This is a genomic window from Pseudomonas sp. GW821-FHT11G12, from assembly GCF_058808055.1.
This window is the reverse complement of the sequence record NZ_JBXARH010000005.1, coordinates 25,019-46,978: the sequence shown is the minus strand read 5'-3', so window position 1 is coordinate 46,978 and position 21,960 is coordinate 25,019. Positions and strand designations below refer to the sequence as shown.

At 60.8% G+C, this 21,960-nt stretch carries 16 protein-coding genes; 7 read left to right on the top strand and 9 right to left on the bottom strand.

Annotation, left to right across the window (positions count from 1 at the left end; genetic code table 11):
- Positions 1–35: 35 nt before the first annotated feature.
- Both cmoA and cmoB read left to right on the top strand, forming a co-directional pair.
- The gene (cmoA, locus tag AC1RR7_RS16515) at positions 36–743 is read left to right on the top strand and encodes a carboxy-S-adenosyl-L-methionine synthase CmoA (RefSeq protein ID WP_219737186.1); all 708 of its coding nucleotides are present in this window, start codon (positions 36–38) and stop codon (positions 741–743) included.
- The gene (gene cmoB / locus AC1RR7_RS16510; protein WP_493158004.1) at positions 740–1,696 is read left to right on the top strand and encodes a tRNA 5-methoxyuridine(34)/uridine 5-oxyacetic acid(34) synthase CmoB; all 957 of its coding nucleotides are present in this window, start codon (positions 740–742) and stop codon (positions 1,694–1,696) included. The genes cmoA and cmoB overlap by 4 nt, the downstream gene beginning before the upstream one ends.
- Positions 1,697–1,754: 58 nt before the next feature.
- Here cmoB and tadA read toward each other — a convergent pair whose 3' ends face one another.
- Positions 1,755–2,252 carry a tRNA adenosine(34) deaminase TadA gene (gene tadA / locus AC1RR7_RS16505; RefSeq protein ID WP_493158003.1) on the bottom strand — a complete coding sequence of 166 codons (498 nt, stop codon included), beginning with the start codon at positions 2,250–2,252 and terminating at the stop codon, positions 1,755–1,757.
- Positions 2,252–3,628 carry a multicopper oxidase family protein gene (locus AC1RR7_RS16500; RefSeq protein ID WP_493158002.1) on the bottom strand — a complete coding sequence of 459 codons (1,377 nt, stop codon included), beginning with the start codon at positions 3,626–3,628 and terminating at the stop codon, positions 2,252–2,254. The genes tadA and AC1RR7_RS16500 overlap by 1 nt, the downstream gene beginning before the upstream one ends.
- A 291-nt stretch (positions 3,629–3,919) precedes the next feature.
- Here AC1RR7_RS16500 and AC1RR7_RS16495 point away from each other — a divergent pair, with 291 nt between their 5' ends.
- Positions 3,920–8,224, top strand: coding sequence for a membrane-targeted effector domain-containing toxin (locus AC1RR7_RS16495; RefSeq protein ID WP_493158001.1), 4,305 nt, complete (start codon positions 3,920–3,922; stop codon positions 8,222–8,224).
- Positions 8,225–8,323: 99 nt separating this feature from the next.
- On the opposite strand, the gene guaA is transcribed toward AC1RR7_RS16495, so the two are convergent.
- The 4 genes from guaA to AC1RR7_RS16475 form a co-directional block, all read right to left on the bottom strand.
- Positions 8,324–9,901, bottom strand: coding sequence for a glutamine-hydrolyzing GMP synthase (guaA, locus tag AC1RR7_RS16490; protein WP_096818575.1), 1,578 nt, complete (start codon positions 9,899–9,901; stop codon positions 8,324–8,326).
- A gap of 99 nt (positions 9,902–10,000) precedes the next feature.
- A complete protein-coding gene (gene guaB, locus AC1RR7_RS16485; protein WP_085709413.1) occupies positions 10,001–11,470 on the bottom strand; it encodes an IMP dehydrogenase in 1,470 nt (489 codons plus the stop codon).
- A gap of 115 nt (positions 11,471–11,585) precedes the next feature.
- The gene (locus AC1RR7_RS16480) at positions 11,586–12,134 is read right to left on the bottom strand and encodes a sugar ABC transporter ATPase (RefSeq protein WP_096818577.1); all 549 of its coding nucleotides are present in this window, start codon (positions 12,132–12,134) and stop codon (positions 11,586–11,588) included.
- A 73-nt stretch (positions 12,135–12,207) separates the two neighbouring features.
- Positions 12,208–12,975: a sulfite exporter TauE/SafE family protein gene (locus AC1RR7_RS16475; protein WP_096818578.1), complete on the bottom strand. Its 768-nt coding sequence runs from the start codon at positions 12,973–12,975 to the stop codon at positions 12,208–12,210.
- A 100-nt stretch (positions 12,976–13,075) separates the two neighbouring features.
- Here AC1RR7_RS16475 and AC1RR7_RS16470 point away from each other — a divergent pair, with 100 nt between their 5' ends.
- The 4 genes from AC1RR7_RS16470 to leuA all read left to right on the top strand — a co-directional run bounded on the left by AC1RR7_RS16470 (position 13,076) and on the right by leuA (position 18,201).
- Entirely contained in the window at positions 13,076–13,963 is an 888-nt protein-coding gene (locus tag AC1RR7_RS16470; RefSeq protein ID WP_493158000.1) for a LysR family transcriptional regulator, read from the top strand.
- Between the two features lie 10 nt (positions 13,964–13,973).
- Positions 13,974–15,353 carry an exodeoxyribonuclease VII large subunit gene (xseA, locus tag AC1RR7_RS16465; protein WP_493066055.1) on the top strand — a complete coding sequence of 460 codons (1,380 nt, stop codon included), beginning with the start codon at positions 13,974–13,976 and terminating at the stop codon, positions 15,351–15,353.
- A 3-nt stretch (positions 15,354–15,356) separates the two neighbouring features.
- Positions 15,357–16,178 carry a peptidoglycan DD-metalloendopeptidase family protein gene (locus AC1RR7_RS16460; RefSeq protein ID WP_493157999.1) on the top strand — a complete coding sequence of 274 codons (822 nt, stop codon included), beginning with the start codon at positions 15,357–15,359 and terminating at the stop codon, positions 16,176–16,178.
- Between the two features lie 343 nt (positions 16,179–16,521).
- Positions 16,522–18,201, top strand: a complete 1,680-nt coding sequence (gene leuA, locus AC1RR7_RS16455; RefSeq protein WP_493157998.1) for a 2-isopropylmalate synthase — start codon at positions 16,522–16,524, stop codon at positions 18,199–18,201.
- 68 nt (positions 18,202–18,269) lie between these two features.
- Here leuA and AC1RR7_RS16450 read toward each other — a convergent pair whose 3' ends face one another.
- The 3 genes from AC1RR7_RS16450 to der all read right to left on the bottom strand — a co-directional run bounded on the left by AC1RR7_RS16450 (position 18,270) and on the right by der (position 21,825).
- Positions 18,270–19,061, bottom strand: a complete 792-nt coding sequence (locus tag AC1RR7_RS16450; RefSeq protein WP_064383905.1) for an amidohydrolase — start codon at positions 19,059–19,061, stop codon at positions 18,270–18,272.
- Positions 19,049–20,197: a pyridoxal phosphate-dependent aminotransferase gene (locus AC1RR7_RS16445; protein WP_096818588.1), complete on the bottom strand. Its 1,149-nt coding sequence runs from the start codon at positions 20,195–20,197 to the stop codon at positions 19,049–19,051. Before AC1RR7_RS16445 ends, AC1RR7_RS16450 begins: the two co-directional genes overlap by 13 nt.
- A 155-nt stretch (positions 20,198–20,352) precedes the next feature.
- Positions 20,353–21,825 (bottom strand): ribosome biogenesis GTPase Der, encoded by a 1,473-nt coding sequence (gene der, locus AC1RR7_RS16440; protein WP_096818590.1) that lies wholly within the window; start codon positions 21,823–21,825, stop codon positions 20,353–20,355.
- Positions 21,826–21,960: the final 135 nt, after the last annotated feature.

Sequence of the window (21,960 nt, the reverse complement as noted above, 5' to 3'; positions counted from 1 at the left end):
TGAGCAAAGAACCCGATCGCATTTTCGCCCAGCCGATGGCCCAGGTGCCTGACTTCGCCTTCAACGAAGACGTGGTGCGGGTGTTCCCGGACATGATCAAGCGTTCGGTGCCGGGCTACCCGACCATCGTCGAGAACCTCGGCGTGCTTGCGGCGCAGTTCGCTCAGCCAAACAGCGTGCTCTACGACCTCGGCGCTTCGCTGGGTGCCGTGACTCAGGCCCTGCGCCGACATGTACGCACAGACGGTTGCCGGGTGATCGCGGTGGATAACTCGGCAGCGATGGTTGAGCGCTGCCGTGAATACCTCAACGGTCAGGATTCGATGTTCCAGGAGTTGCTACCGGTCGAGGTGATTGAAGGCGATATCCTCGCCCTCGACTTCAAACCGGCCTCGGTGGTGGCGCTGAACTTCACCCTGCAATTCATCGCCCCGGAGCAGCGTACGGCGTTGCTGTCGCGCATTCGCCAATCGTTGCTGCCGGGCGGCGCGCTGATCCTGTCGGAGAAGCTGCGCTTCAACGATGCCGAGGAACACGCGCTGCTGACCGACCTGCACGTCGCGTTCAAACGCGCCAACGGCTACAGCGAACTGGAAATCGCCCAGAAGCGCAGCGCCATCGAAAACGTCATGAAGCCCGACAGCCTCGAAGAACACCGCGAACGCCTGCTGGCCGCCGGGTTCTCGAAAGTCGTGCCGTGGTTCCAGTGTCTTAACTTTGCCTCGTTGATTGCCTTGCCATGATTGATCTGTCCCCCCTCGCCCGCCGTCTGGCCGGCACGCCGCTGGCCGAATGGGCCAACACCCTGCAAGCACAGCTCGACAAGAAAATGGAGAAGGGCCACGGCGATCTGGAGCGCTGGCAAAGTGCGCTGGACGCCTTGCCGAAAATCCAGCCGACCGAAGTCGACCTGCTCGATGGCCTGAAGCTGGACACCGATTGCGACGACGAAACCCGCGCGCAGATGCACACCGCGCTGATGGGCCTGTCGCCGTGGCGCAAGGGGCCGTTCGATTTGTTCGGCGTACACGTCGACACCGAATGGCGCTCGGACTGGAAGTGGTCGCGAGTCGCTCCGCATCTGGACCTGAAAGGCAAACGCATCCTCGATGTCGGTTGCGGTAACGGCTATTACATGTGGCGCATGCTCGGTGCCGGCGCCGACAGCGTGATCGGCGTCGATCCGAATTGGCTGTTCTTCTGCCAGTTCCAGGCGGTGCAGCGTTATCTGTCAGAGCCGAATGCCTGGCACTTGCCGTTCCCGTTTGAAGACCTGCCGCCGAATCTGGAAGGCTTCGACACGGTGTTTTCCATGGGCGTGTTCTATCACCGTCGTTCGCCGATCGAGCATTTGCTGGCGCTGAAGGATTGCCTGGTCAAGGGTGGCGAGCTGGTGCTGGAAACGCTGGTGGTCGAAGGTGACAAGCATCAGGTGCTGGTGCCGGAAGACCGTTATGCGCAGATGCGCAACGTGTGGTTCCTGCCGTCCGTGCCGGCGCTGGAACTGTGGTTGCGTCGTGCCGGGTTTACGGATGTGAAATGCGTGGACGTGAGCACCACCACTGTTGAAGAGCAGCGTGGGACCGAGTGGATGAAGTATCAGTCGCTGAGCGATTTCCTTGATCCGGAAGATCACAGCAAGACGATCGAAGGGTTGCCGGCGCCGATGCGGGCCGTAATCGTCGCGAAGAAGTAAATCTTCCGAACACTAAAAAACTGTGGGAGTGGGCATGCTCGTTCCCACAGTTTTTTATTCAGTCTGCAGGTTTCGCGCGTCGCGCCCTGAAGAACTCAGTCAGCATCGCCCCGCACTCTTCCGCCAACACCCCGCCGTCATACAGCACTCGATGGTTGAGAAAGCCCTGAGTGAAGAACTGCCCCTGGCTCTGCACAATCCCGGCCTTGGGCTCCAGCGCGCCGTACACCACCCGTGCAATCCGTGAATGCACGATCAGCCCGGCGCACATGCTGCACGGTTCCAGCGTCACGTAGAGCGTGCTGCCCGGCAGGCGATAATTGCTGACTGCCTGAGCGGCGGCACGGATAGCAACCATCTCCGCATGCGCGCTCGGATCGCTCCCCGTGATCGGGCAGTTGAAGCCACGACCGATGATCTCGCCATCCTGCACCAGCACCGCGCCCACCGGCACTTCGCCGAGGGCCGCGCCTTGGGCGGCCAACGCCAATGCTTCACGCATGAAATCGCGGTCACGGCTGCGGTCGATGATCGCCGCGGGGCGAATCTGGCGCATCACTTCACCTCGATGGCGGCCATCAGGCCGGTTTCCATGTGGTCGATCACGTGGCAGTGGAACATCCACACACCCGGGTTATCCGCCACCAGCGCCACTTGTGCGCGCTCGTTCTTGCCCAGCAGATAAGTGTCGGTGAAGTACGGCACGATCTTGTGCCGGTTCGACGCAATCACCTTGAAGCTCATGCCGTGCAGGTGGATCGGGTGCTGGTACTGGGTCATGTTCTTCAATTCGAAAATATAGCTCTGGCCCAGTTTCAGGCTGGCAATCGGCCGGTCGGCGCAAGTCTTGTCGGTGATGTCCCAGGCCTTGCCGTTGATCTGCCACAGGCTCGGCGGCTTGCCGTTGTCGACATTCACCGACACCGAACCGACCCATTCGAAATTGAAGTTGAGTTTCTCGGCATTGGCCAGGTCCGGCTCGGCGACCGGGTTGGCGGGCAATGCCTTCGGCCATTCGGTCGGCGCGTCATTGTTGGCCACCGAACGCAGAGTACCCAGACGCACCGGGCCGTTGCGCAGCGACAGTTCCTCACCGGCCGGCGGTGCCTTGATCGCCAGGCAGATGCGCATGCCCGGGCCGAGCCAGTATTCCTTGCCCAACGGCCGCGGCTCGACCGGGTTGCCGTCCAGCGCATAGATCTGCGCTTCGACACCGGGAATATTGATGCGATAGGTCAGGGTGTTGTCGAGATTGAGCAGGCGCACCCGGGTGATCTGCCCGGCCGGCAGCTCGATGACCGGCGCAGGCACGCCGTTGATGGTCGACAGTCGCCCCGCCGTACCGCCACGGGCCGCTTCGCGCGGAATGCTGAACTCGACGAAGTTGCCCTCGTCGTCGATGTGCCAGTTTTTCAGGCTCAGGGTTTTTTCGTATTTGAATCCGGTCGGTTCGCGCTCTTCGACAATCAACGGCCCGACCAACCCGCGACCGAGTTCCTCGCTGCTGCTGACGTGCGGGTGATACCAATAGCTGCCGGCATCCGGCACGCGGAATTTGTAATCGAAGTATTCGCCCGGCAGTACCGGCAATTGCGAGACGTACGGCACACCGTCCATTTCCAGCGGCAGGCGAATGCCGTGCCAGTGAATGGTCGTCGCGACCGGCAGATGGTTGATGAAACGCACACGCAGCCACTCACCCTGACGCACACGCAACTCGGTGCCCGGCGCCGACGGGCCGAACGCCCAGGCTTCGGTCTTGTGCCCTGGCACCAGCTCGACGTCCAGTGGCGCAGCGATCAACTCGTAGTCATGACCCGCGTCGGCATCGGCCATTTTGCCCAGCCAGTAACGCGACGCGCCCCCCACGCCCACACCAACGACAACAAGACCGGCCAGGCCACCGAGGATTTGGCGACGGGTAAAGGACATGAACTCAACTACCTCACGTATCTGCGGCGGGCCCGCAGGCCCGTAAAGGGCGAATACGATACACCTGCAGATGAGAAACAGTAAGGGCAGCGCGGCGACTGGCCGCAGTTCCTCAAGATGCCAAACGGGACTCAAGCGCCCATCCCCCAGAGCTTTCGTACCCTAGCCCGATCGTTTTCCCATACGCCATGCCTATTGTTCCGACACTTGATACACCCAACTGCCGACAGACCCGTCCTACGTCCCCTGAAATGATCCGGTCCCTATCCGTACCACCCTCAAGGAAAGACCGTGGACACATCTGAAAACACTGAATTACCCAACGTTGCCGACAAACTGGCACTCAAGAACCTCGTGCCCGCCCTGGTTCAGTCATGCCCCGACATGTACGAAATGGCCTGTGATGTCGCCAGAGATATCTTGCTTAAACATGGCGTGAATCATCTGGATCCCGAACAGGTTTACTGGCACCGCTTCAAGTACTCCAGCAGCAGCTGGAAAGCCTTCACGGGGTGGGAACACCATGGCGCCAGGCCAACCGAGTCCATGACGTTGCCGCAACTGGTGATCCAGCGTTTCCGCGTCGGTGACCAGGACAACTCCGACATGCTGGACGTCGACGGAGGCTTCTACACGGCCGGGCCGGACGTCGAGGACTTCGACGAGACCAATGAAGTGCGGTTGCATGGCAATGAGGTATTGAAGGATTTCTGGGCGACCAACTTTGCCGATCTTTTCAATCAGAAGGTCGCCTCGTTCTGGAAAAAGCACACCCGCACATTCCGCAGCCTGGCCAAGTGCACCTTTCTCGCCCAGGCCATGGAGGATCGCGAGGGAGGCCGGTTGTCGGACGATAACTTCCGAACCGTAATCAAGGCCGTCGCCGGCAATGTAAGCTGGCCCGTCACGCTACAGATGCTGGAAGAGGATGCGGCGCCCGCCAAGGGGATGAGTCTCAGCCTGCTGAAAGTCGGCGGTTACGTGGCGACCGATATCCTGTGCATCGCCGACGGCAATGGCCGCAAGATCCTTTACACCCCGGGGGAAGTGTGGGGTCTGCACGCCTTCGAGACGGCCAGGGACCTGCATTGGTGGGTGCTGTCGCAAACCCGAAAACCGGCAGACCGCAAACGTTTCCTCGCGCACTTTCAGGTGGCCGACCACGATGTCATGGAAGACACCTCATGGCGCGATGCCGCGAAATCGAGCTGGCTCTCGGTCTTGAATCCCGGGGTTAATCTGGTCGTCGAGATATTCCGCCCACCGCATGTCGAAAACGTCGGACTCAATCATGTCCTGGATCTATTGGTCAGCACCTGGGACTGCGCCGATCACTCTCTGATCGAACACACGAGCGACACGCTCAAGAACGATGCCTTCACCTTCCTCGCCAGCGCCACGCACACCCGAATGATCAGCGACGCCACGTTCATGATGCACACCAATGGCGATCTGCGGAAAAAACTGTGGGTCGGCTATCTGAATGCTTTCGGTCGCATGTTCGGCCCGATGGCCGCTGTCGGCTGGCCCGTGGCGCTGGCTGTCGTGGGTGCCGGCATTGCCAACGTCGGGCTGCAGATTGATCAGGCGGTCAATGGCAAGACACCCGGCGAGCGCAAGGCTGCCGTGACGGGCGCCATCTTCGCGACAATCGATACCCTGTTCAACGCCACCTTCCTCAAGGGCAGTGGCCGTCTGCCAGAAATAGCCGAGGCCAGTACGGTCTTCGAACCGGAAGAAAAACTCGCCGAAGCGGTGCTTGCCCGTCCCTCTCTGCCCCCGCTGGAGGAGATCGCCCCGACACGTATCCTGCCCGCGCAGCCAGAGGATTTTCTCGCCTCATTCAAGACTGAGATCACGGAGGGCACCCGCGTCGAAACCGGCGATCCCAAATTGCAGGAGATCATCCTGGCCGCGTCGGGCAAACGGTACATTTACATGCGCCGCGTGGGGAGAGACGGCTTTTACCAGGTGCGCTATGTCGAGCAACTACGCGGCTGGGTGATTGTCGATCCCGCCAATCCTTTCTCGTTTTACCGCAATGTCCCGGTCCGTTTGAACGAAGCACTCAGATGGGAACCCGTTGCCCGCCCTGGCCTCAAGGGCGGCATGAAGATTTTCGGCAAGTGGCCCTTCGGACACACCGCCGACCCGCTGCCCGAAGTGGAGGTGCAGCCGCTGGCGTATGACGTCCCGCAGACCTCACGGCCGGCGTTGCAACCTGTTGCCGAAGCGCAGGTGGACGATTTCCCCCTGGATCCTCAGGACAGCAGCGACCGCCTCTACCAAGACTTCAAAACCTTGCGTCGCGGCCTGTACGACGATGCCATCGGCGCCTATGCCAGCGCCGAGTTCCCGCCGCGGCCGCTGGTTCCAGCCTTCAAACCCACGACACCGTTCACTGAAATGACCAAGCGTCTGTTCAAGGACGGCACCGGTCTGGTGATCGGTCAGGACAGCTCGGTGATCGGTGCCCGAAAGCTACTGGTCGAGAACCTCAAGGCACTGAACAAGCAAAAAGTCAGAACCCTTTACCTGGATCACTTGCTCACGGACTTCCATCAAACGGATCTGGATGTTCTCCATCAGACCGGCAAGATGCCGCCCGCCCTCGAACGATATCTGAAGACTTTGGACGTTCAGTTCAAGACCGATCCGGCCGGACCGCACTCCTACACCGAACTGGTAAAAAACGCACAGAAAAACCACATCCGCGTGCAAGCCATCGACAGCATGGCCAGCGGGCGTTTCCCACGGATGGAGGGCACAACCGAGGCCAGCAGCCGGAAAATGATGAACTACTACTCGGACACCGTGATTCAGGCTGACCAGGCCGCGCGGGGTTCTCATCGCTGGATAGCTCTGGTCGATGAGGCTCGTGCCAGCCGCTTCGACACGGTCGCCGGGCTGAGTGAGCTGGAAGGAACGGTCGCACTGCGTGTCGAGGAAAGCGCGCTCGGTCAGACTCAGGGACTGACCACCGACCCGGGAAAAAAGATCAAGGACATCCTGGGACGTCCCTTGGACGAGTTGAAAAGTGACCTGCGCCTGCAACTGGGCGCCCCGCCACCGACGGCAACCGCTCGCTCACTGGAGGAGGCGTTGCCCAAGCCTGGCATGTTCATGGTGCAGGAGCCTTCCACCCTTGTTCACCGAAGCGGCGATGGCAGCCTGGTGCGCACGCCGATCCAGCAGGACACCGCCGGTTTCTCCATCCTCCGGCCTAAGTGGTCAGCCGTCAGCGGACGTCACTTCGACAGCCTGCATGAATTGCTGGAAGCCATTGAACATGAAGGTCTCACACAGGTACGCGTGCGTATTGACCCAACCGCCACGCCCGGTCAGTTGCCAGACATTCAACCGTCCATCCCGGTGACAGAAGCGCCGCCCGCCCCGGACTTGATGGTCAAGGATCCACCTCGCTTTACCTCGCCGTATGAGATTCCGGTGCAGGCGCGGGCGGAACTGAAAAATGTTGCCCGGGGCAACGACAGCCATCTGCTGGGCGACGCCTTCAAGTCATGGAGCGGCAACTCGCCTCTCGATACTTTCAAGACGCTGCGAGGGCAACTGCACGAGGCGGCGGTGCGCTTCTATGCCGAATTGCGCCTGCCGGTGCGTCCGTCGATGGATTCGCTGACAGCAGGACTGTCGGGGCAAACATTCATCGAGCGGGTATTCGCAGAATTTCGTGGGCTGGTCATCGGCGAAAGTCATTCCGGTGTCGGCAGCAAACAATGGCTGATCGACAATATGCAAACCCTGGCCAACAAAGGTGTGAAGACCCTCTACTCCGAGCACCTGCTCACGGACTTCCATCAAGCCGCACTGGACAACTACGCCAGGACGTCGGTCATGCCGCGGGATCTGGAGAACTACCTGATTCAGCTCGACAGCGGTCACATGACCGATCCGCTGCAACGCTACACCTTTCTCAATCTGGTCAAGGAAGCCAATCGCAACGGAATACGCGTTCAGGCCCTCGATTGCCTGGCCAGCTATCGGGTTGAAGGAATGAGAACGGCTGACCTGTCGGCGCGCCAGAGAATGATGAACTACTACGCTCACACCGTGATCGAGGCCGACCAGGCGGCTCGTGGGCCGAATAACTGGGTGGCGCTGGTGGGAAATTCCCACTCCAACACCTTTGAAGGCGTTGCCGGTGTCAGTGAGCTGGAAGGCGCCGTCGGTCTGCGCGCCGAAGATGTCGCTGAAGGTCAGTCCGGTGGTATCGAAGCGGATCCCGGTAAAAGTCTCGGCGATCAAATGGGCAAGAATGAAGCGCTCGTCAAAGGCGACCTGCGCCTGCAAGTCGAAACGCCGTGGTATGCGCGGACGAACTCAGAGATTGAACAGTTACTTTCCCGACCTGGCATGTATACCTTGACCAAGAAGCTGCGCAACACACTCCTGGTTCATCGCAACCGCACCAACCTGATCGTGGAAACTGATATTCGCTTCGAATCCGACCGCGTATTCATTGAACGGCCCGAATGGCCCACCGTGCATGAAAAACGCTTCGCCAATCTCCAGGCGCTGCTGAAGGCCCTCGATGAACGAGGCATGAAACTGGCCGGCTGGTCCAAACCGTTGTAATCGACGTCTGATCGCCAGAAACAGAAAAGCCGCGTGAAACATTGTTTCACGCGGCTTTTTGTTGATCCCTTGCTTCAAACCATCATGGCTTGTGCGGGATCACTCCCACTCAATGGTCGCCGGCGGCTTGCTCGACACGTCGTAAGTGACGCGGGAGATGCCTTCGATTTCATTGATGATGCGGCCGGAGACGGTTTCCAGCAGTTCGTAAGGCAGGTGTGCCCAACGTGCGGTCATGAAGTCGATGGTTTCCACGGCACGCAGGGCCACGACCCAGGCGTAACGACGGCCGTCACCGACAACACCAACCGACTTGACCGGCTGGAACACTACGAAGGCCTGACTGACCTTGTGGTACCAGTCGGCCTTGCGCAGTTCTTCGATGAAGATGTGGTCGGCGCGACGCAGCAGGTCGGCGTATTCCTTCTTCACTTCACCGAGGATCCGCACGCCCAGACCCGGGCCCGGGAACGGGTGACGGTAGACCATGTCGTACGGCAGGCCCAGTTCCAGGCCCAGACGACGCACTTCGTCCTTGAACAGTTCGCGCAGTGGCTCGACCAGTTTCAGGTTCATCTCTTCCGGCAGGCCGCCCACGTTGTGGTGCGACTTGATCACGTGAGCCTTGCCGCTTTTCGCGCCAGCCGACTCGATCACGTCCGGGTAGATGGTGCCCTGAGCCAGGTACTTGATGTTGTCCAGCTTGCAGGATTCGGCATCGAACACGTCGATGAAGGTACGGCCGATGATCTTGCGCTTCTTCTCCGGATCGGCTTCGCCGGCCAGGTTGTTCAGGAACTGGTCTTCAGCGTTGGCGCGGATCACCTTGACGCCCATGTTCTCGGCGAACATGGCCATCACTTGCTCGCCTTCGTGCAGACGCAGCAGGCCGTTGTCGACGAATACGCAAGTCAGTTGATCGCCGATGGCCTTGTGCAGCAGCGCCGCAACCACCGAGGAATCCACACCGCCGGACAGGCCCAGCAGCACGTTGTCGGTACCGACCTGCGCGCGGATGTTGGCGATGGCGTCTTCGGCAATCTTCGACGGGGTCCACAGCGCTTCGCAACCGCAGATGTCGAGGATGAAGCGCGACAGGATGCGACCGCCCTGCTTGGTGTGGGTCACTTCCGGGTGGAACTGCACGCCGTAATAAGCGCGCTCGTCGTTGAACATGCCGGCGATCGGGCAGCTCGGGGTGCTGGCCAGGATGTGGAAGTCTTCCGGCATCTTGGTGACCTTGTCACCGTGGCTCATCCACACGTCGAGGCCGAACAGGCCGTCGGCGTCGATGTGGTCTTCGATGCCGTCGAGCAGGCGGCTCTTGCCGACCACGTCAACGCGGGCATAACCGAACTCACGCAGCTCGGAACCTTCAACCTTGCCACCCAGTTGCTCGGCCATGGTCTGCATGCCGTAGCAGATACCGAAGACCGGTACGCCCAGGTCGAACACGGCTTGCGGGCAGCGCGGGCTGTTGGCTTCGTGCACGGACTCGGGGCCGCCGGCGAGGATCACGCCTTTTGGCGCGAATTGGCGAATGGCTTCCTCGTCCATGTCGAACGGATGCAGTTCGCAGTACACGCCGATCTCGCGCACGCGGCGAGCGATCAGTTGGGTGTACTGCGAACCGAAGTCGAGGATCAGGATGCGGTGAGCGTGAATGTCGAGGGCCATGATTCAGTCTCGTCTAAGTAATTCAGAAACAGTCTTGATTCAGAAACGACTCGGGGCTGAATAAAACAGCCCCGGTCATTTAACGTTTTGCTTGAAGCCTCAACCTACGCGGTAGTTTGGCGCTTCTTTGGTGATCTGCACGTCGTGAACATGGGATTCGGCCATGCCGGCACCGGTGATCCGCACGAACTCAGGCTTGGTGCGCATTTCTTCGATGTTGGCGCTGCCGGTGTAACCCATCGAGGAACGCAGACCGCCCATCAACTGGTGAATGATCGCGCTCAGGGTGCCCTTGTAAGGAACACGGCCTTCGATGCCTTCCGGAACGAGTTTCTCGGCGCCTGCCGAGGAGTCCTGGAAGTAACGATCGGAGGAACCTTGAGCCTGGGACATGGCGCCCAGCGAACCCATGCCGCGATAAGCCTTGTACGAACGGCCCTGGAACAGTTCGATCTCGCCCGGCGCTTCTTCGGTACCGGCGAACATCGAGCCCATCATCACGCAGGAAGCACCGGCAACGATGGCCTTGGACAGGTCACCGGAGAAACGGATGCCGCCGTCGGCGATCAACGGAACACCGGTGCCTTCAAGGGCAGCGGCGACGTTGGCGATGGCACTGATTTGCGGAACGCCGACACCGGCGACGATACGGGTGGTGCAGATCGAGCCAGGGCCGATACCGACCTTGACGGCGTCGGCGCCGGCTTCGGCCAGGGCCTTGGCGGCTGCGCCGGTGGCGATGTTGCCGCCGATCACCTGCACTTCAGGGAAATTCTCCTTGACCCAGCGAACGCGGTCGATCACGCCTTTGGAGTGACCGTGAGCAGTGTCGACCACCACTACGTCCACACCGGCATTGACCAGCGCTGCAACGCGGTCACCGGTGTCTTTACCGGTACCGACCGCAGCGCCGACACGCAGACGACCTTGGTCGTCCTTGCTGGCCAGCGGGTAAGCCTTGGCTTTTTCGATGTCTTTGACGGTCATCATGCCTTTGAGGGCAAACTTGTCGTCGACGATCAGGACTTTTTCCAGACGGTGCTTGTGCAGCAACTCGCGGACTTCGTTCTTGTTGGCGCCTTCGCGAACAGTGACCAGACGCTCTTTCGGCGTCATCACTTCACGAACGGTGGCTTCCAGACGAGTTTCGAAACGCACGTCACGGGAAGTGACGATGCCGACCAGGTCGCCATCGTGCAGCACCGGAACGCCGGAAATGTTGTGCATGCGGGTCAGTTCGAACAGATCACGAACCGTGGCGTCAGCCTCGATGGTGATTGGGTCCTTGACCACACCGGCTTCGAACTTCTTGACCTTGCGGACTTCGGCAGCTTGCTGCTCGATGGTCATGTTCTTGTGGATAATGCCGATGCCACCTTCCTGAGCCATGGCGATTGCCAGACGGGCTTCAGTAACGGTGTCCATGGCGGCAGAAACCAGAGGAATATTCAGTTCGATGCCACGGGTGAGGCGGGTCTTGAGACTGACTTCGTTAGGAAGCACCTCGGAATAACCAGGCACTAAAAGAATGTCGTCGAAGGTCAGAGCTTCTTGGCTGATACGCAGCATCGCGGGGGCTCCCGAGCGGGAAAATGGAAGCGCGCCATTATAGTCAGACACCCCTTCGGGTTCAATGTAAAACTTGTCTTATATCAATGTTGCTGATGTACGGGAAAAGCGCACCCTACAACTCGACCTTGACCCAGCTCACCGGTTGATCCAGCCAGTCGGCGAATTCGTCGATGAAACTCTGCTTGAACCCCGCCTCCAGCCAGTTGTTGAAGATGAAACCGAGGTTGGAAAACCCGCACTCCTGCAAATACAGAAAACCGTTGATGTCATCTTCATGCCCGCACTCGGGGCAGGTGAAGTTGTCGGTGCGACCCGGCATCCAGTCTTCCAGGCTTTCGAACAGCGCTTCGCCGATTTCCTGGCGACACTCGGCACAACCGGCTTCTTCGAGAAAGCCCTTGGCCGGGGTGTAGATGCAGCGCTTGGTGACGACCTCCAGACCATTGATCGGCTCACCGAACGGCAGCGCCTCGGGATGCAGCACCACCGCGCGGGCGCCATCGGCGATGGCGTAGGCCATGCGATTACCGGTGCGCCCGCAGGTGCTCAGCTCTTCCTTGATGATGTTCTTGCGCACCAGCCAGCGCAGGATCGCCCGGGCCCGGGGTTCGTGCACCGGCAGGTTGGAGATTTTCGGGACGATGATGCTTTGGGAATTCATGGTGCAAGCCTGCTGCGTCAAAGGATGTTCTGCGACGAACGCGGCCGGCAGCTTAATCCCTGAGACAATCCGGTCAAGTGCTTAAATAGCGGCCGATCAGCGCCAGGCCGCTCGCCAGCACCAGCCAGGTCACCAGCCGCACGAAGGCCTCGCGGGACAAGCGCATGGTCAGCCGCCGTCCAATCCACAGTCCCAGCGCCATGGCCGGCAACAGACACAACGCGAGCATCAACAAGGGTAGCTCGGCATACACCCCGGCGATGGCGAACAGGCTCAAACGCACCACCGTGCTGCAACTGATCAGCGCACTTTGCGTGGCCCGGGCCGCGTCTTTTGGCAGTCGGCTGTTGAGGTAGATCGCATAAAGAAAGCCGCCACTGCCGAACAACGCCCCGAACAGCCCGCCCACCGTGCCCATCGGCAACGCCCACATCGCGGACAACTGCGCCGGCCGGGCCTTGATCCACAAGCTGTAAACCGCGTAGGCACTGATGAACAGCCCCATCAACAGCAACAACAGGTCGGACTTGAGGTTAAGCAGGAAAATCACCCCCAGCGTGCAACCCACCGCCATGCACGGCAGCAGCCGCAGCAATTCCGGTTTCGCCACATCGCGCCGCGACGGCAGCAGATTGCCGAACGCGGCGACGAAATCCAGCAGCACCAGCAACGGCACGATCTTCGACAACGGCATGAACAGAATCAGGATCGGCCCCGCCACCAGCGCCGTACCGAAACCGGCAATGCCGAACACGATGTAGGCCAGCGCGATCGCCAGTCCGATCACCACCCAGCCCTGCACGCCCCACGACCATTCGCTCAACAACCCCGCCACACTCATTCGCTCGCTTCCTATATAAGCCTGCGATGACTTTAGCCAGCGCCGAGGGTTGCGACTAATATCATCGAAACCGCCAAGCCATCTCGAAAAGGCATGTCTCGTGCTTTCAACCCGTCAATTGCGTTACTTCGTGGAAATCGCCGAGAGCGGCAGCTTCAGTGCCGCAGCCGAACGCCTGTTCATTGCCCAGTCGGCGCTGAGTCGGCAGATCAAGGACATGGAAACCCGCCTGCAAACGCCGCTGTTCGAACGCACGGCGCGCCAGCCCCGGCTCACCGCCGCCGGCGAAGCGTTCTTGCCCCGGGCGAAAAATCTGCTCAACGAATTGAACAAGGCCAGCACCCTGGCCACGGAAATCGGCCAGGGCCAGCGCGGCACCTTGCGCCTGTCTCACTCCAGCACCGTACCGATCAGCGGCCGACTGTTGCGCGACATGAGCACTTACCTGGAGCAACAGCCCGGGGTTTCGCTGGACATCGGCACGTTGTCTTCGGAGGCACAGCTTGAAGAACTGGCCGAGGGCCGGCTCGATATCGGCCTTCTACGCCTGCCGGTTTTGCGTCAGCGCGAGGGCGTTCAGGTTGTGCCGCTCTACACCGAACGCTTGCTGCTTGCCGTGCCGGCGGAGCACCGACTGGCTTTGGCGGAGGCAGTCGATCTGGCGCAATTGAAGGACGAAGCGTTCATCTCCATCCCCCATCCGCAACGGGGCGGGCTGAGCTATTTGTGCGCGGACCTGTGCATGCGTCACGGCTTTTTCCCTCAGGCTGCGCGAGTGATGTCGCGCAAGACCACACAGTTGCAATTGATCCAGGCCGGATTCGGCATCGCTCTGCTGCCGGAATCGATGCAGGACATCGCGCCCCCCGGTGTGAGATTTCTGCCACTGACCGGCGATTGCCAGAGCACCGTCGCCCTCGCCTTTCGGCAGAATCCCACACCGTTGGTGCAACACTTCCTCCAGACATTCACCGGCGAATGCCTTTAAACTGCGCCCCATGATTAAAGATCCCTTTGCAAGACTCGGCCTGGACCGCGAAGTCCTGACCGTCAGCCAGCTCAACGGCCGCGCGCGGGTGTTGCTCGAAGACGTGTTCAGCAACATCTGGGTCGAAGGCGAAATTTCCAACCTCGCCCGCCCGGCGTCCGGCCACGTGTACTTCACGCTCAAGGACAGCGGCGCCCAGGTGCGTTGTGCGCTGTTCCGCCAGAATGCTGCTCGCGTGCGTCAGGCGCTGAAGGATGGCCTGGCGGTCAAGGTGCGTGGCAAGGTCTCGCTGTTCGAAGGACGTGGCGACTATCAACTGATCCTCGACACGGTAGAGCCTGCCGGCGACGGTGCGCTGCGCTTGGCCTTCGATGCCTTGAAGGAAAAGCTCAGCGCCGAAGGCCTGTTCAGTGCCGAACGAAAAGTCCCGCTGCCAGCCCATCCGCAGCGCATCGGCATCATCAGTTCGCCGACCGGCGCGGTGATCCGCGACATCATCAGCGTGTTCCGCCGCCGTGCGCCGCAGGTGCAACTGACGCTGATTCCCACCGCCGTTCAGGGCCGCGAAGCCACCGCGCAGATCGTCCGCGCCCTGAAACTCGCAGATGCCCGTGGCTTCGACGCGCTGATTCTTGCCCGTGGCGGCGGCTCGCTGGAGGATCTCTGGTGCTTCAACGAAGAGGCCGTGGCCCGGGCAGTGGATGCCTGTGTGACGCCGATCGTCAGTGCGGTCGGGCATGAAACCGATGTGTCGATCAGCGACTTTGTGGCTGACGTTCGCGCACCGACGCCCTCTGCGGCGGCCGAATTGCTCGCCCCAGATTCCAGCCACCTGATCCGCCAGGTCGAAAGCCTGCATCGCCGGCTGGTGATGCGCATGCGTGACCGCCTGATGCGTGATCGTCTGCGTCTTGAGGGCATGGCTCGTCGTCTGCGCCATCCCGGCGAGCGACTGCGCCAGCAGGCACAACGCCTGGATGACCTGGACATGCGCATGCGCCGGGCGTTCGAGCGCCAGCTCAACACCCGCCGCGAACGCCTGATCCGCCTGGAAACCCGCCTCGCCGGGCAACACCCGGGGCGCCAACTGGCCCTGTTGCGCCAGCGTCTCGACAGCCTCGCCGAGCGCCTGCCACGCGCAATGAACGAAGGCCTGAAACGGCGCCGTTTACAGTTGCAAAGCCAGATGCAGACCCTGCATGTGGTCAGCCCGCTGGCGACCCTTGGCCGTGGCTACAGCATTCTGCTCGACGAACGTGGCAACGCGATCCGCGACGCGGCGCAAACCCACACCGGCCAGCGCCTGAAGGCCAGACTGGGCGAAGGCGAACTGCAAGTGCGCGTCGAGGACAATCACCTGACGCCCGTCACCCTCTCTTTACTGGACTGATCCATGCCGCGTTTTCTCGCTCCGCTGTTGTTGCTGTGCCTGACCCTCAACGCCCACGCCGACAGCTACATCACCCGGCTGCTGAACAAACCGGTGCCGGGCGGCGTTGCTGTCGTCGATCTGGGCAGCGCCGCGCAAGCGCCGAAAGCCACGTATCAGGGCAAACCGGTGCTGGTGGTCAAGGAACAGAACAACTGGCTGGCGATTGTCGGCGTACCGCTGACCGTCAAACCCGGCATCCAGCAGATCAGCAGCGGCGGCCGAAACCTGAATTTCAGCGTCGGCAACAAGAAATACCCGGAACAGCACATCACCCTGAAGAACACTCAGCAGGTCAATCCAAACCCGGCGAACCTGAAGCGCATCGAGGGCGAACTGGCCGAGCAGATCAAGGCCTACCGCAGTTTCAGCCCGAACACGCCGAGCAACCTATTGCTGGACAAACCGGTCAACGGGCCGCTGTCGAGCAAGTTTGGCGTGCGCCGTTTCTTCAACGGTGAAGAGCGCAACCCTCACGCCGGCCTCGACTTCGCGGTGCCGGCCGGCACACCGATCAAGACCCCGGCGGCGGGCAAGGTGATCCTGATCGGCAATTACTTCTTCAATGGCAACACCGTGTTCGTCGACCACGGCCAGGGCTTCATCAGCATGTTCTGCCACATGTCGAAGATCGATGTGCAGAACGGTCAGCAACTGGCGCGCGGTGCGGTAGTCGGCAAGGTGGGTGCCACAGGTCGGGCGACAGGGCCGCACATGCACTGGAACGTCAGCCTGAACGACGCGCGGGTTGATCCGGCGATTTTCATTGGTGCATTCCAACCTTGATTCCGGGCTGAGCCTCCTTCAGCAGGGATTGCGTACGACGAATGGTCTGCGCAATCCCTGCCAACAATTACCGCCATATCAAGAATAAAATCTCGGAAAAAACCGCTTTCCGGGTATTCCTCTCAATTTTTTTCGACTGCTTGCCATCCTCATCCCCCGCGGTTAGGGTTGAAGGCATGAAAACCTCTCACACCCTTATTCAGCTTCGCCAGCACCGCAGCCTGTGCCTCGTCAGCGCACGACTGCCGGGCTGAATCGCTGCGCCTCGTCCCAAGCTTCTCCCCGAACATTCGTTCCACCGGCAGGCCGCCTCTTTTCGGCCCAGACAATAAGGAATTTCCCGATGAGCATGCTCAAAGACCCGTCTTCGAAATACCGCGCGTTTCCTGTGATCAACCTGCCGGATCGCACCTGGCCGTCGAAAACCATCGATGCCGCGCCGATCTGGTGCAGCTCCGACCTGCGTGACGGCAACCAGTCGCTGATCGAGCCGATGGACGCGGTGAAAAAGCTGCGCTTCTGGAAAACTCTGGTGCAAGTGGGCGTGAAGGAAATCGAAGCCTCGTTCCCGGCCGCTTCGCAAACCGACTTCGACTTCGTGCGTGCCCTGATCGAAGAAGGCCACATCCCGGACGACACCACCATCCAGGTGTTGACCCAGGGCCGTGAAGACCTGATCGAGCGCACCTTCGAATCCCTGCGCGGGGCGAAAAAGGCGATTGTTCACCTGTACAACGCCACCTCCCCTTCTTTCCGTCGCATCGTGTTCAACCAGGACAAGGACGGGATCAAGGCCATCGCCGTGAACGCCGCCAAGCTGTTCGTCAAATACGCAGCCATGCAGCCGGACACCGAGTGGACCTTCGAATACTCGCCGGAAACCTTCAGCGCCACCGAGCTGGAATTCGCCAAGGAAGTCTGTGACGCCGTGATCGAGGTCTGGAACCCGACGCCTGAGCACAAGATCATCCTCAACCTGCCGGCCACCGTTGAATGCGCGACCCCGAACGTCTACGCCGACCAGATCGAGTGGTTCCACCGCAACATCAACCGTCGTGACAGCGTGATCATCAGCCTGCACACCCACAACGACCGTGGCACCGGCGTGGCCGCCACCGAGTTGGGCCTGATGGCTGGCGCCGACCGTGTCGAAGGCTGCCTGTTCGGCAACGGCGAGCGTACCGGTAACGTCGACCTCGTCACCGTGGCACTGAACATGTACACCCAGGGCCTCGACCCGCAACTGGACTTCTCCGACATCGACGGCGTGCGCAAAGTCGTCGAAGAGTGCAACCAGATTCAGGTTCACCCCCGTCACCCGTACGTCGGCGACCTGGTGCACACCGCATTTTCTGGCTCTCACCAGGACGCAATCCGCAAGGGCTTCGCCCAGCAGAAATCCGACGCACTGTGGGAAGTACCGTACCTGCCGATCGACCCGGCCGACATCGGTCGCAGCTACGAGGCGGTGATCCGCGTCAACAGCCAGTCGGGCAAGGGCGGCATCGCCTACCTGCTGGAGCAGGAATATGGCATCAGCCTGCCACGTCGCATGCAGATCGAATTCAGCCAGGTCGTGCAGCGTGAAACCGATCGCTTGGGCCTGGAGATGACCGCCAAGCAGATCCACTCGCTGTTGATCAGCGAATACCTGCAAGCCAACACTCCGTACGCGCTGGTCAGCCATCGCCTGCAGGAAGAAAACGGCAACAGCGCCGTCGAAGTCGAAGTCGCGAGCAAGGGTCAGGGCGAAACCAACCTGCACTGGCGCGGCAAGGGCAACGGCGCGCTGGAAGCGCTGGTGGCCGGTCTGCCGATTCCGGTGGAGATCATGGACTACAACGAACACGCCATCGGCGCGGGCACCAACGCCAAGGCTGCGGCCTACATCGAACTGCGTGTGAACGGCGAACGTGCGGTGCACGGCGTGGGCATCGATGAAAATATCACCACGGCCAGCTTCAAGGCCCTGTTCAGCGCGCTGAACCGCTCGCTGAACCAGCCGGAAGCGAAAGCGGCGTAACTGATCGCTGAAACACAAAAGGCCCCGGGGTTTGCACCTCGGGGCCTTTTTCGTTCTGATTGCGATTATCAGGTGAATTCGAAGGTATCTGCATCCAGATTCGCCGGGAACCGCTCTCGGTAAGCGGCCAGCGATGCTGCTTCCAAAACTACCTTGAACACCCCGTCCGCCTCCCCCGCCGCCAGCAACGTTTCGCCCTGGAAATCCAGCACCTGACTGTCGCCGGTATACGCGAAACCCTTGCCATCGGTTCCCACCCGGTTAACCGCCGCCACATAGCACAGGTTTTCGATGGCCCGGGCCGGCAGCAGCCGGTTCCAGTGCTGACGCCGTGCACCCGGCCAGTTGGCGGTGTACAGCAGCAGGTCGGTGTCTTGCGCATCGCGGCTCCACACCGGGAAGCGCAAGTCGTAGCAGATCAACGGACGCACACGCCAGCCCTTGAGTTCGAACTGCACCTGGCGTTCGCCGGGGGTGTAGTGATTGTGCTCGCCGGCCATGCGGAACAGGTGGCGCTTGTCGTAATGCAGTACTTCGCCGTCCGGTCGCGCCCACAGCAAGCGGTTGCGGTGGCTGCCGTCGGCGGCCTGGATGATCACGCTGCCAGTGACCACGGCATTCAGTTTCGCCGCCTGAGCCCGCAGCCATTTGCTGGTCGGGCCGTTTTCGGCTTCGGCCAGGGTTTCGGATTCCATGGAGAAGCCGGTGGTGAACATTTCCGGCAGGATGATCAGATCCGCACCGCGCGCCTGCTCCAGCAAAGCGTCGAAATGCTCAAGGTTGGCCTGACGATCATGCCAGGCCAGGCTGGTCTGGATCAGCGCCAGATTGAGATCGGGTAACGCACTCAGATCACGCATAGTTTTGCCGCCGCTTCCCGCAGCGTCTCCTCGCGTTTGGCAAAGCACAGACGCACCAGGCGCTGGCCTTCGGGTGGATTCTGGTAGAACACCGACACCGGGATACTGGCTACGCCATGCTCGCGGGTCATCCACATCGCCATCTCGACATCGTTCAAGTCAGGACGGATCTGCGAGTAATCGACCAGTTGGAAATAGGTGCCGGTGACCCGGGTGAAGCTGAATCGCGAAGGCTCCAGCAAATCGCAGAACAGATCGCGCTTGGCCTGATAGAAACCCGGCAGTTCTTCGACGTGTTCCGGATGCTCGGCCATGTAATCGGCCAGGGCGTACTGCAGCGGTGTCACACCACAGAAGCTCACATATTGGTGCACTTTTCGCAGCTCCGCCGTCAGGGCCGGCGGTGCTACGACGTAGCCGGTTTTCCAGCCAGTGACGTGATAGGTCTTGCCGAACGAACTGACCACGAACGCCCGCTGATACAGCTCTTCATGAGCCAGCACACTGACGTGCGGCACACCGTCGAACACCAGGTGTTCGTACACTTCGTCGCTGATCACATAGATGTCGCGGTCGCGGATCAACGCCGCCAACTGGTCGAGCTCGGCGCGACTGATCAGCGCGCCGCTCGGGTTGTGCGGGGTGTTGAGGATGATCATCCGCGTACGCGGGCTCAGGGCTGCACTGAGCTTGTCAAAGTCGATGGAAAAATCATTCAGGCCCAACTGCACATGCACGCAGCGCCCGCCGGCCAGCTCCACCGACGGCTCATAGCTGTCATAAGCCGGGTCGAACACGATGACTTCGTCGCCGCTGTGGATAACCGCCTGGATCGCACAGAAGATCGCCTGGGTCGCACCGGGGGTCACGGTCACTTCAGTGTCGGCATCGACATTGGCGCCATAGCTGCGAGCGATTTTGGCCGCGATCTGCTGACGCAACGCCGGCAGGCCGGTCATCGGCGAATACTGGTTATGGCCACTGGCAATGTGCCGACCGACCGCATCGCGCAGCGACTGCGGGCCGTCGAAATCGGGAAAACCCTGGGACAGGTTGATGGCTCCGGTCTGTGCCGCGAGCTGAGACATCTGCGTGAAAATAGTGATGCCGACATTCGGCAGCTTGCTGGTAATCATCGGGGTTCCCTGCTCTGCCCCGGCACTGACGACGGCGCGGGAGAGCCCGAGGATAGCCCATCCGGCGCCCATAAAAAAAGGGCGCCAAACGGCGCCCCTTCTCTCTCGATGATCGTTCCTGTGCTGTGCATGGAAACGATCAACGGGCAGCGACCTTACTTCTTGTCGCGGCGCTTCTTGCTGGCCTTCTTGTTGTGCGACATCAAACGACGCTTCTTGTTGACCTGGCGGTCGGTCAGCGTGTTCTTGTTGCCTTCGTACGGGTTCTCGCCACCCTTGAACTCGATACGGATCGGCGTACCGACCAGTTTGAGCACACGGCGGTAAGTGTTTTCCAGATAGCGCACGTAGGACTTCGGCACTTTCTCGATCTGGTTACCGTGGATCACGATGATCGGCGGGTTCGCGCCACCCAGGTGAGCGTAACGCAGCTTGATCCGGCGGCTGTTGACCATCGGCGGCTGGTGCTCGCTGACTGCGTCTTCGAGGATCTGGGTCAGGCGGCTGGTCGGCCAGCGGGTGACCGCGGACTTGAACGAGTTCTGCACCGAAGCGTAGAGGTTGCCCACGCCGGTACCGTGCAGTGCCGAGATGAAGTGGATGTCGGCGAACTCGACGAAGAACAGGCGACGTTGCAGCTCGATCTTCACGAAGTCGCGCTCGCTCGGCGTCATGCCGTCCCACTTGTTGATCGCGATCACCAGAGCCCGACCGGCTTCAAGGGCGAAGCCCAGCAGGTTGAGGTCGTGATCGACCACGCCTTCGCGGGCGTCCATCACGAAGATCACCACGTTGGCGTCTTTGATCGCCTGCAGGGTTTTGACCACGGAGAACTTTTCGACTTCTTCGTGGATCTTGCCGCGCTTGCGCACACCGGCGGTGTCGATCAGCGTGTACTTCTCGTCGTTACGCTCGAACGGGATGTAGATACTGTCGCGGGTGGTGCCGGGCTGGTCATAGACGATCACCCGGTCTTCACCGAGCATGCGGTTGACCAGCGTCGACTTGCCAACGTTAGGACGACCGATGATGGCGATCTTGATGCCGTCTTTTTCGCTCGGGCCAGGAATGCGCTTGGCTTCCTCACCTTCGGCAACGATCTCTTCCTCTTCGCCTTCCGCCGGTTCGTCATCATCGCGCGGGAAATCGCTCAGGGCGGCTTCCAGCAATTGAGTGATGCCGCGACCGTGGGCGCCAGCGATCGGGATCGCGTGGCCCATGCCCAGCGGGGCGAATTCGGCGCGGGCCATTTCCGGGTCGATGTTGTCGACCTTGTTGGCGACCACGTGGGAACGCTTGTTACGTTTGCGCAAGTGTTCGGCGATCATCTGGTCGGCGGCGGTGAAACCGGCCTTGGCATCTACCAGGAACAGAACGACATCCGCTTCTTCAATGGCCAGCAGCGACTGCTCGGCCATTTTTTCGTCCATACCATGTTCGTCACCGGAGATACCGCCGGTGTCGATCAGAATGTAGGAACGCCCTTGCCACTTGGCCTCACCGTACTGGCGATCACGGGTCAGACCGGACAAGTCGCCGACGATGGCGTCGCGAGTCCTGGTCAGGCGGTTGAACAAGGTGGACTTGCCGACGTTCGGTCGGCCCACCAGGGCGATTACGGGAACCATGCGGCTCTCCACTTCGTTATTTCAGAAAATACAAAAGCCGCTGCGAGGCAGCGGCTGGTGCTCGGGGCAACGCCAGAAAGCGCTGCAAGCCCCGGAATACCGGGGCCGCCTGGGGTTTTAACCCCAAGCATAGCT

What these genes read in the sequence shown, in the direction of transcription:
- AC1RR7_RS16475 (WP_096818578.1), bottom strand. Translation starts at nt 12,975, where the DNA reads ATGAGTGTGGCGGGGTTGTTGAGCGAATGGTCGTGGGGCGTGCAGGGC.
- der (WP_096818590.1), bottom strand. Translation starts at nt 21,825, where the DNA reads ATGGTTCCCGTAATCGCCCTGGTGGGCCGACCGAACGTCGGCAAGTCC.
- guaB (WP_085709413.1), bottom strand. Translation starts at nt 11,470, where the DNA reads ATGCTGCGTATCAGCCAAGAAGCTCTGACCTTCGACGACATTCTTTTA.
- tadA (WP_493158003.1), bottom strand. Translation starts at nt 2,252, where the DNA reads ATGCGCCAGATTCGCCCCGCGGCGATCATCGACCGCAGCCGTGACCGC.
- cmoB (WP_493158004.1), top strand. Translation starts at nt 740, where the DNA reads ATGATTGATCTGTCCCCCCTCGCCCGCCGTCTGGCCGGCACGCCGCTG.
- xseA (WP_493066055.1), top strand. Translation starts at nt 13,974, where the DNA reads ATGATTAAAGATCCCTTTGCAAGACTCGGCCTGGACCGCGAAGTCCTG.
- AC1RR7_RS16480 (WP_096818577.1), bottom strand. Translation starts at nt 12,134, where the DNA reads ATGAATTCCCAAAGCATCATCGTCCCGAAAATCTCCAACCTGCCGGTG.
- AC1RR7_RS16500 (WP_493158002.1), bottom strand. Translation starts at nt 3,628, where the DNA reads ATGTCCTTTACCCGTCGCCAAATCCTCGGTGGCCTGGCCGGTCTTGTT.
- leuA (WP_493157998.1), top strand. Translation starts at nt 16,522, where the DNA reads ATGAGCATGCTCAAAGACCCGTCTTCGAAATACCGCGCGTTTCCTGTG.
- AC1RR7_RS16450 (WP_064383905.1), bottom strand. Translation starts at nt 19,061, where the DNA reads ATGCGTGATCTGAGTGCGTTACCCGATCTCAATCTGGCGCTGATCCAG.
- guaA (WP_096818575.1), bottom strand. Translation starts at nt 9,901, where the DNA reads ATGGCCCTCGACATTCACGCTCACCGCATCCTGATCCTCGACTTCGGT.
- cmoA (WP_219737186.1), top strand. Translation starts at nt 36, where the DNA reads ATGGCCCAGGTGCCTGACTTCGCCTTCAACGAAGACGTGGTGCGGGTG.
- AC1RR7_RS16460 (WP_493157999.1), top strand. Translation starts at nt 15,357, where the DNA reads ATGCCGCGTTTTCTCGCTCCGCTGTTGTTGCTGTGCCTGACCCTCAAC.
- AC1RR7_RS16445 (WP_096818588.1), bottom strand. Translation starts at nt 20,197, where the DNA reads ATGATTACCAGCAAGCTGCCGAATGTCGGCATCACTATTTTCACGCAG.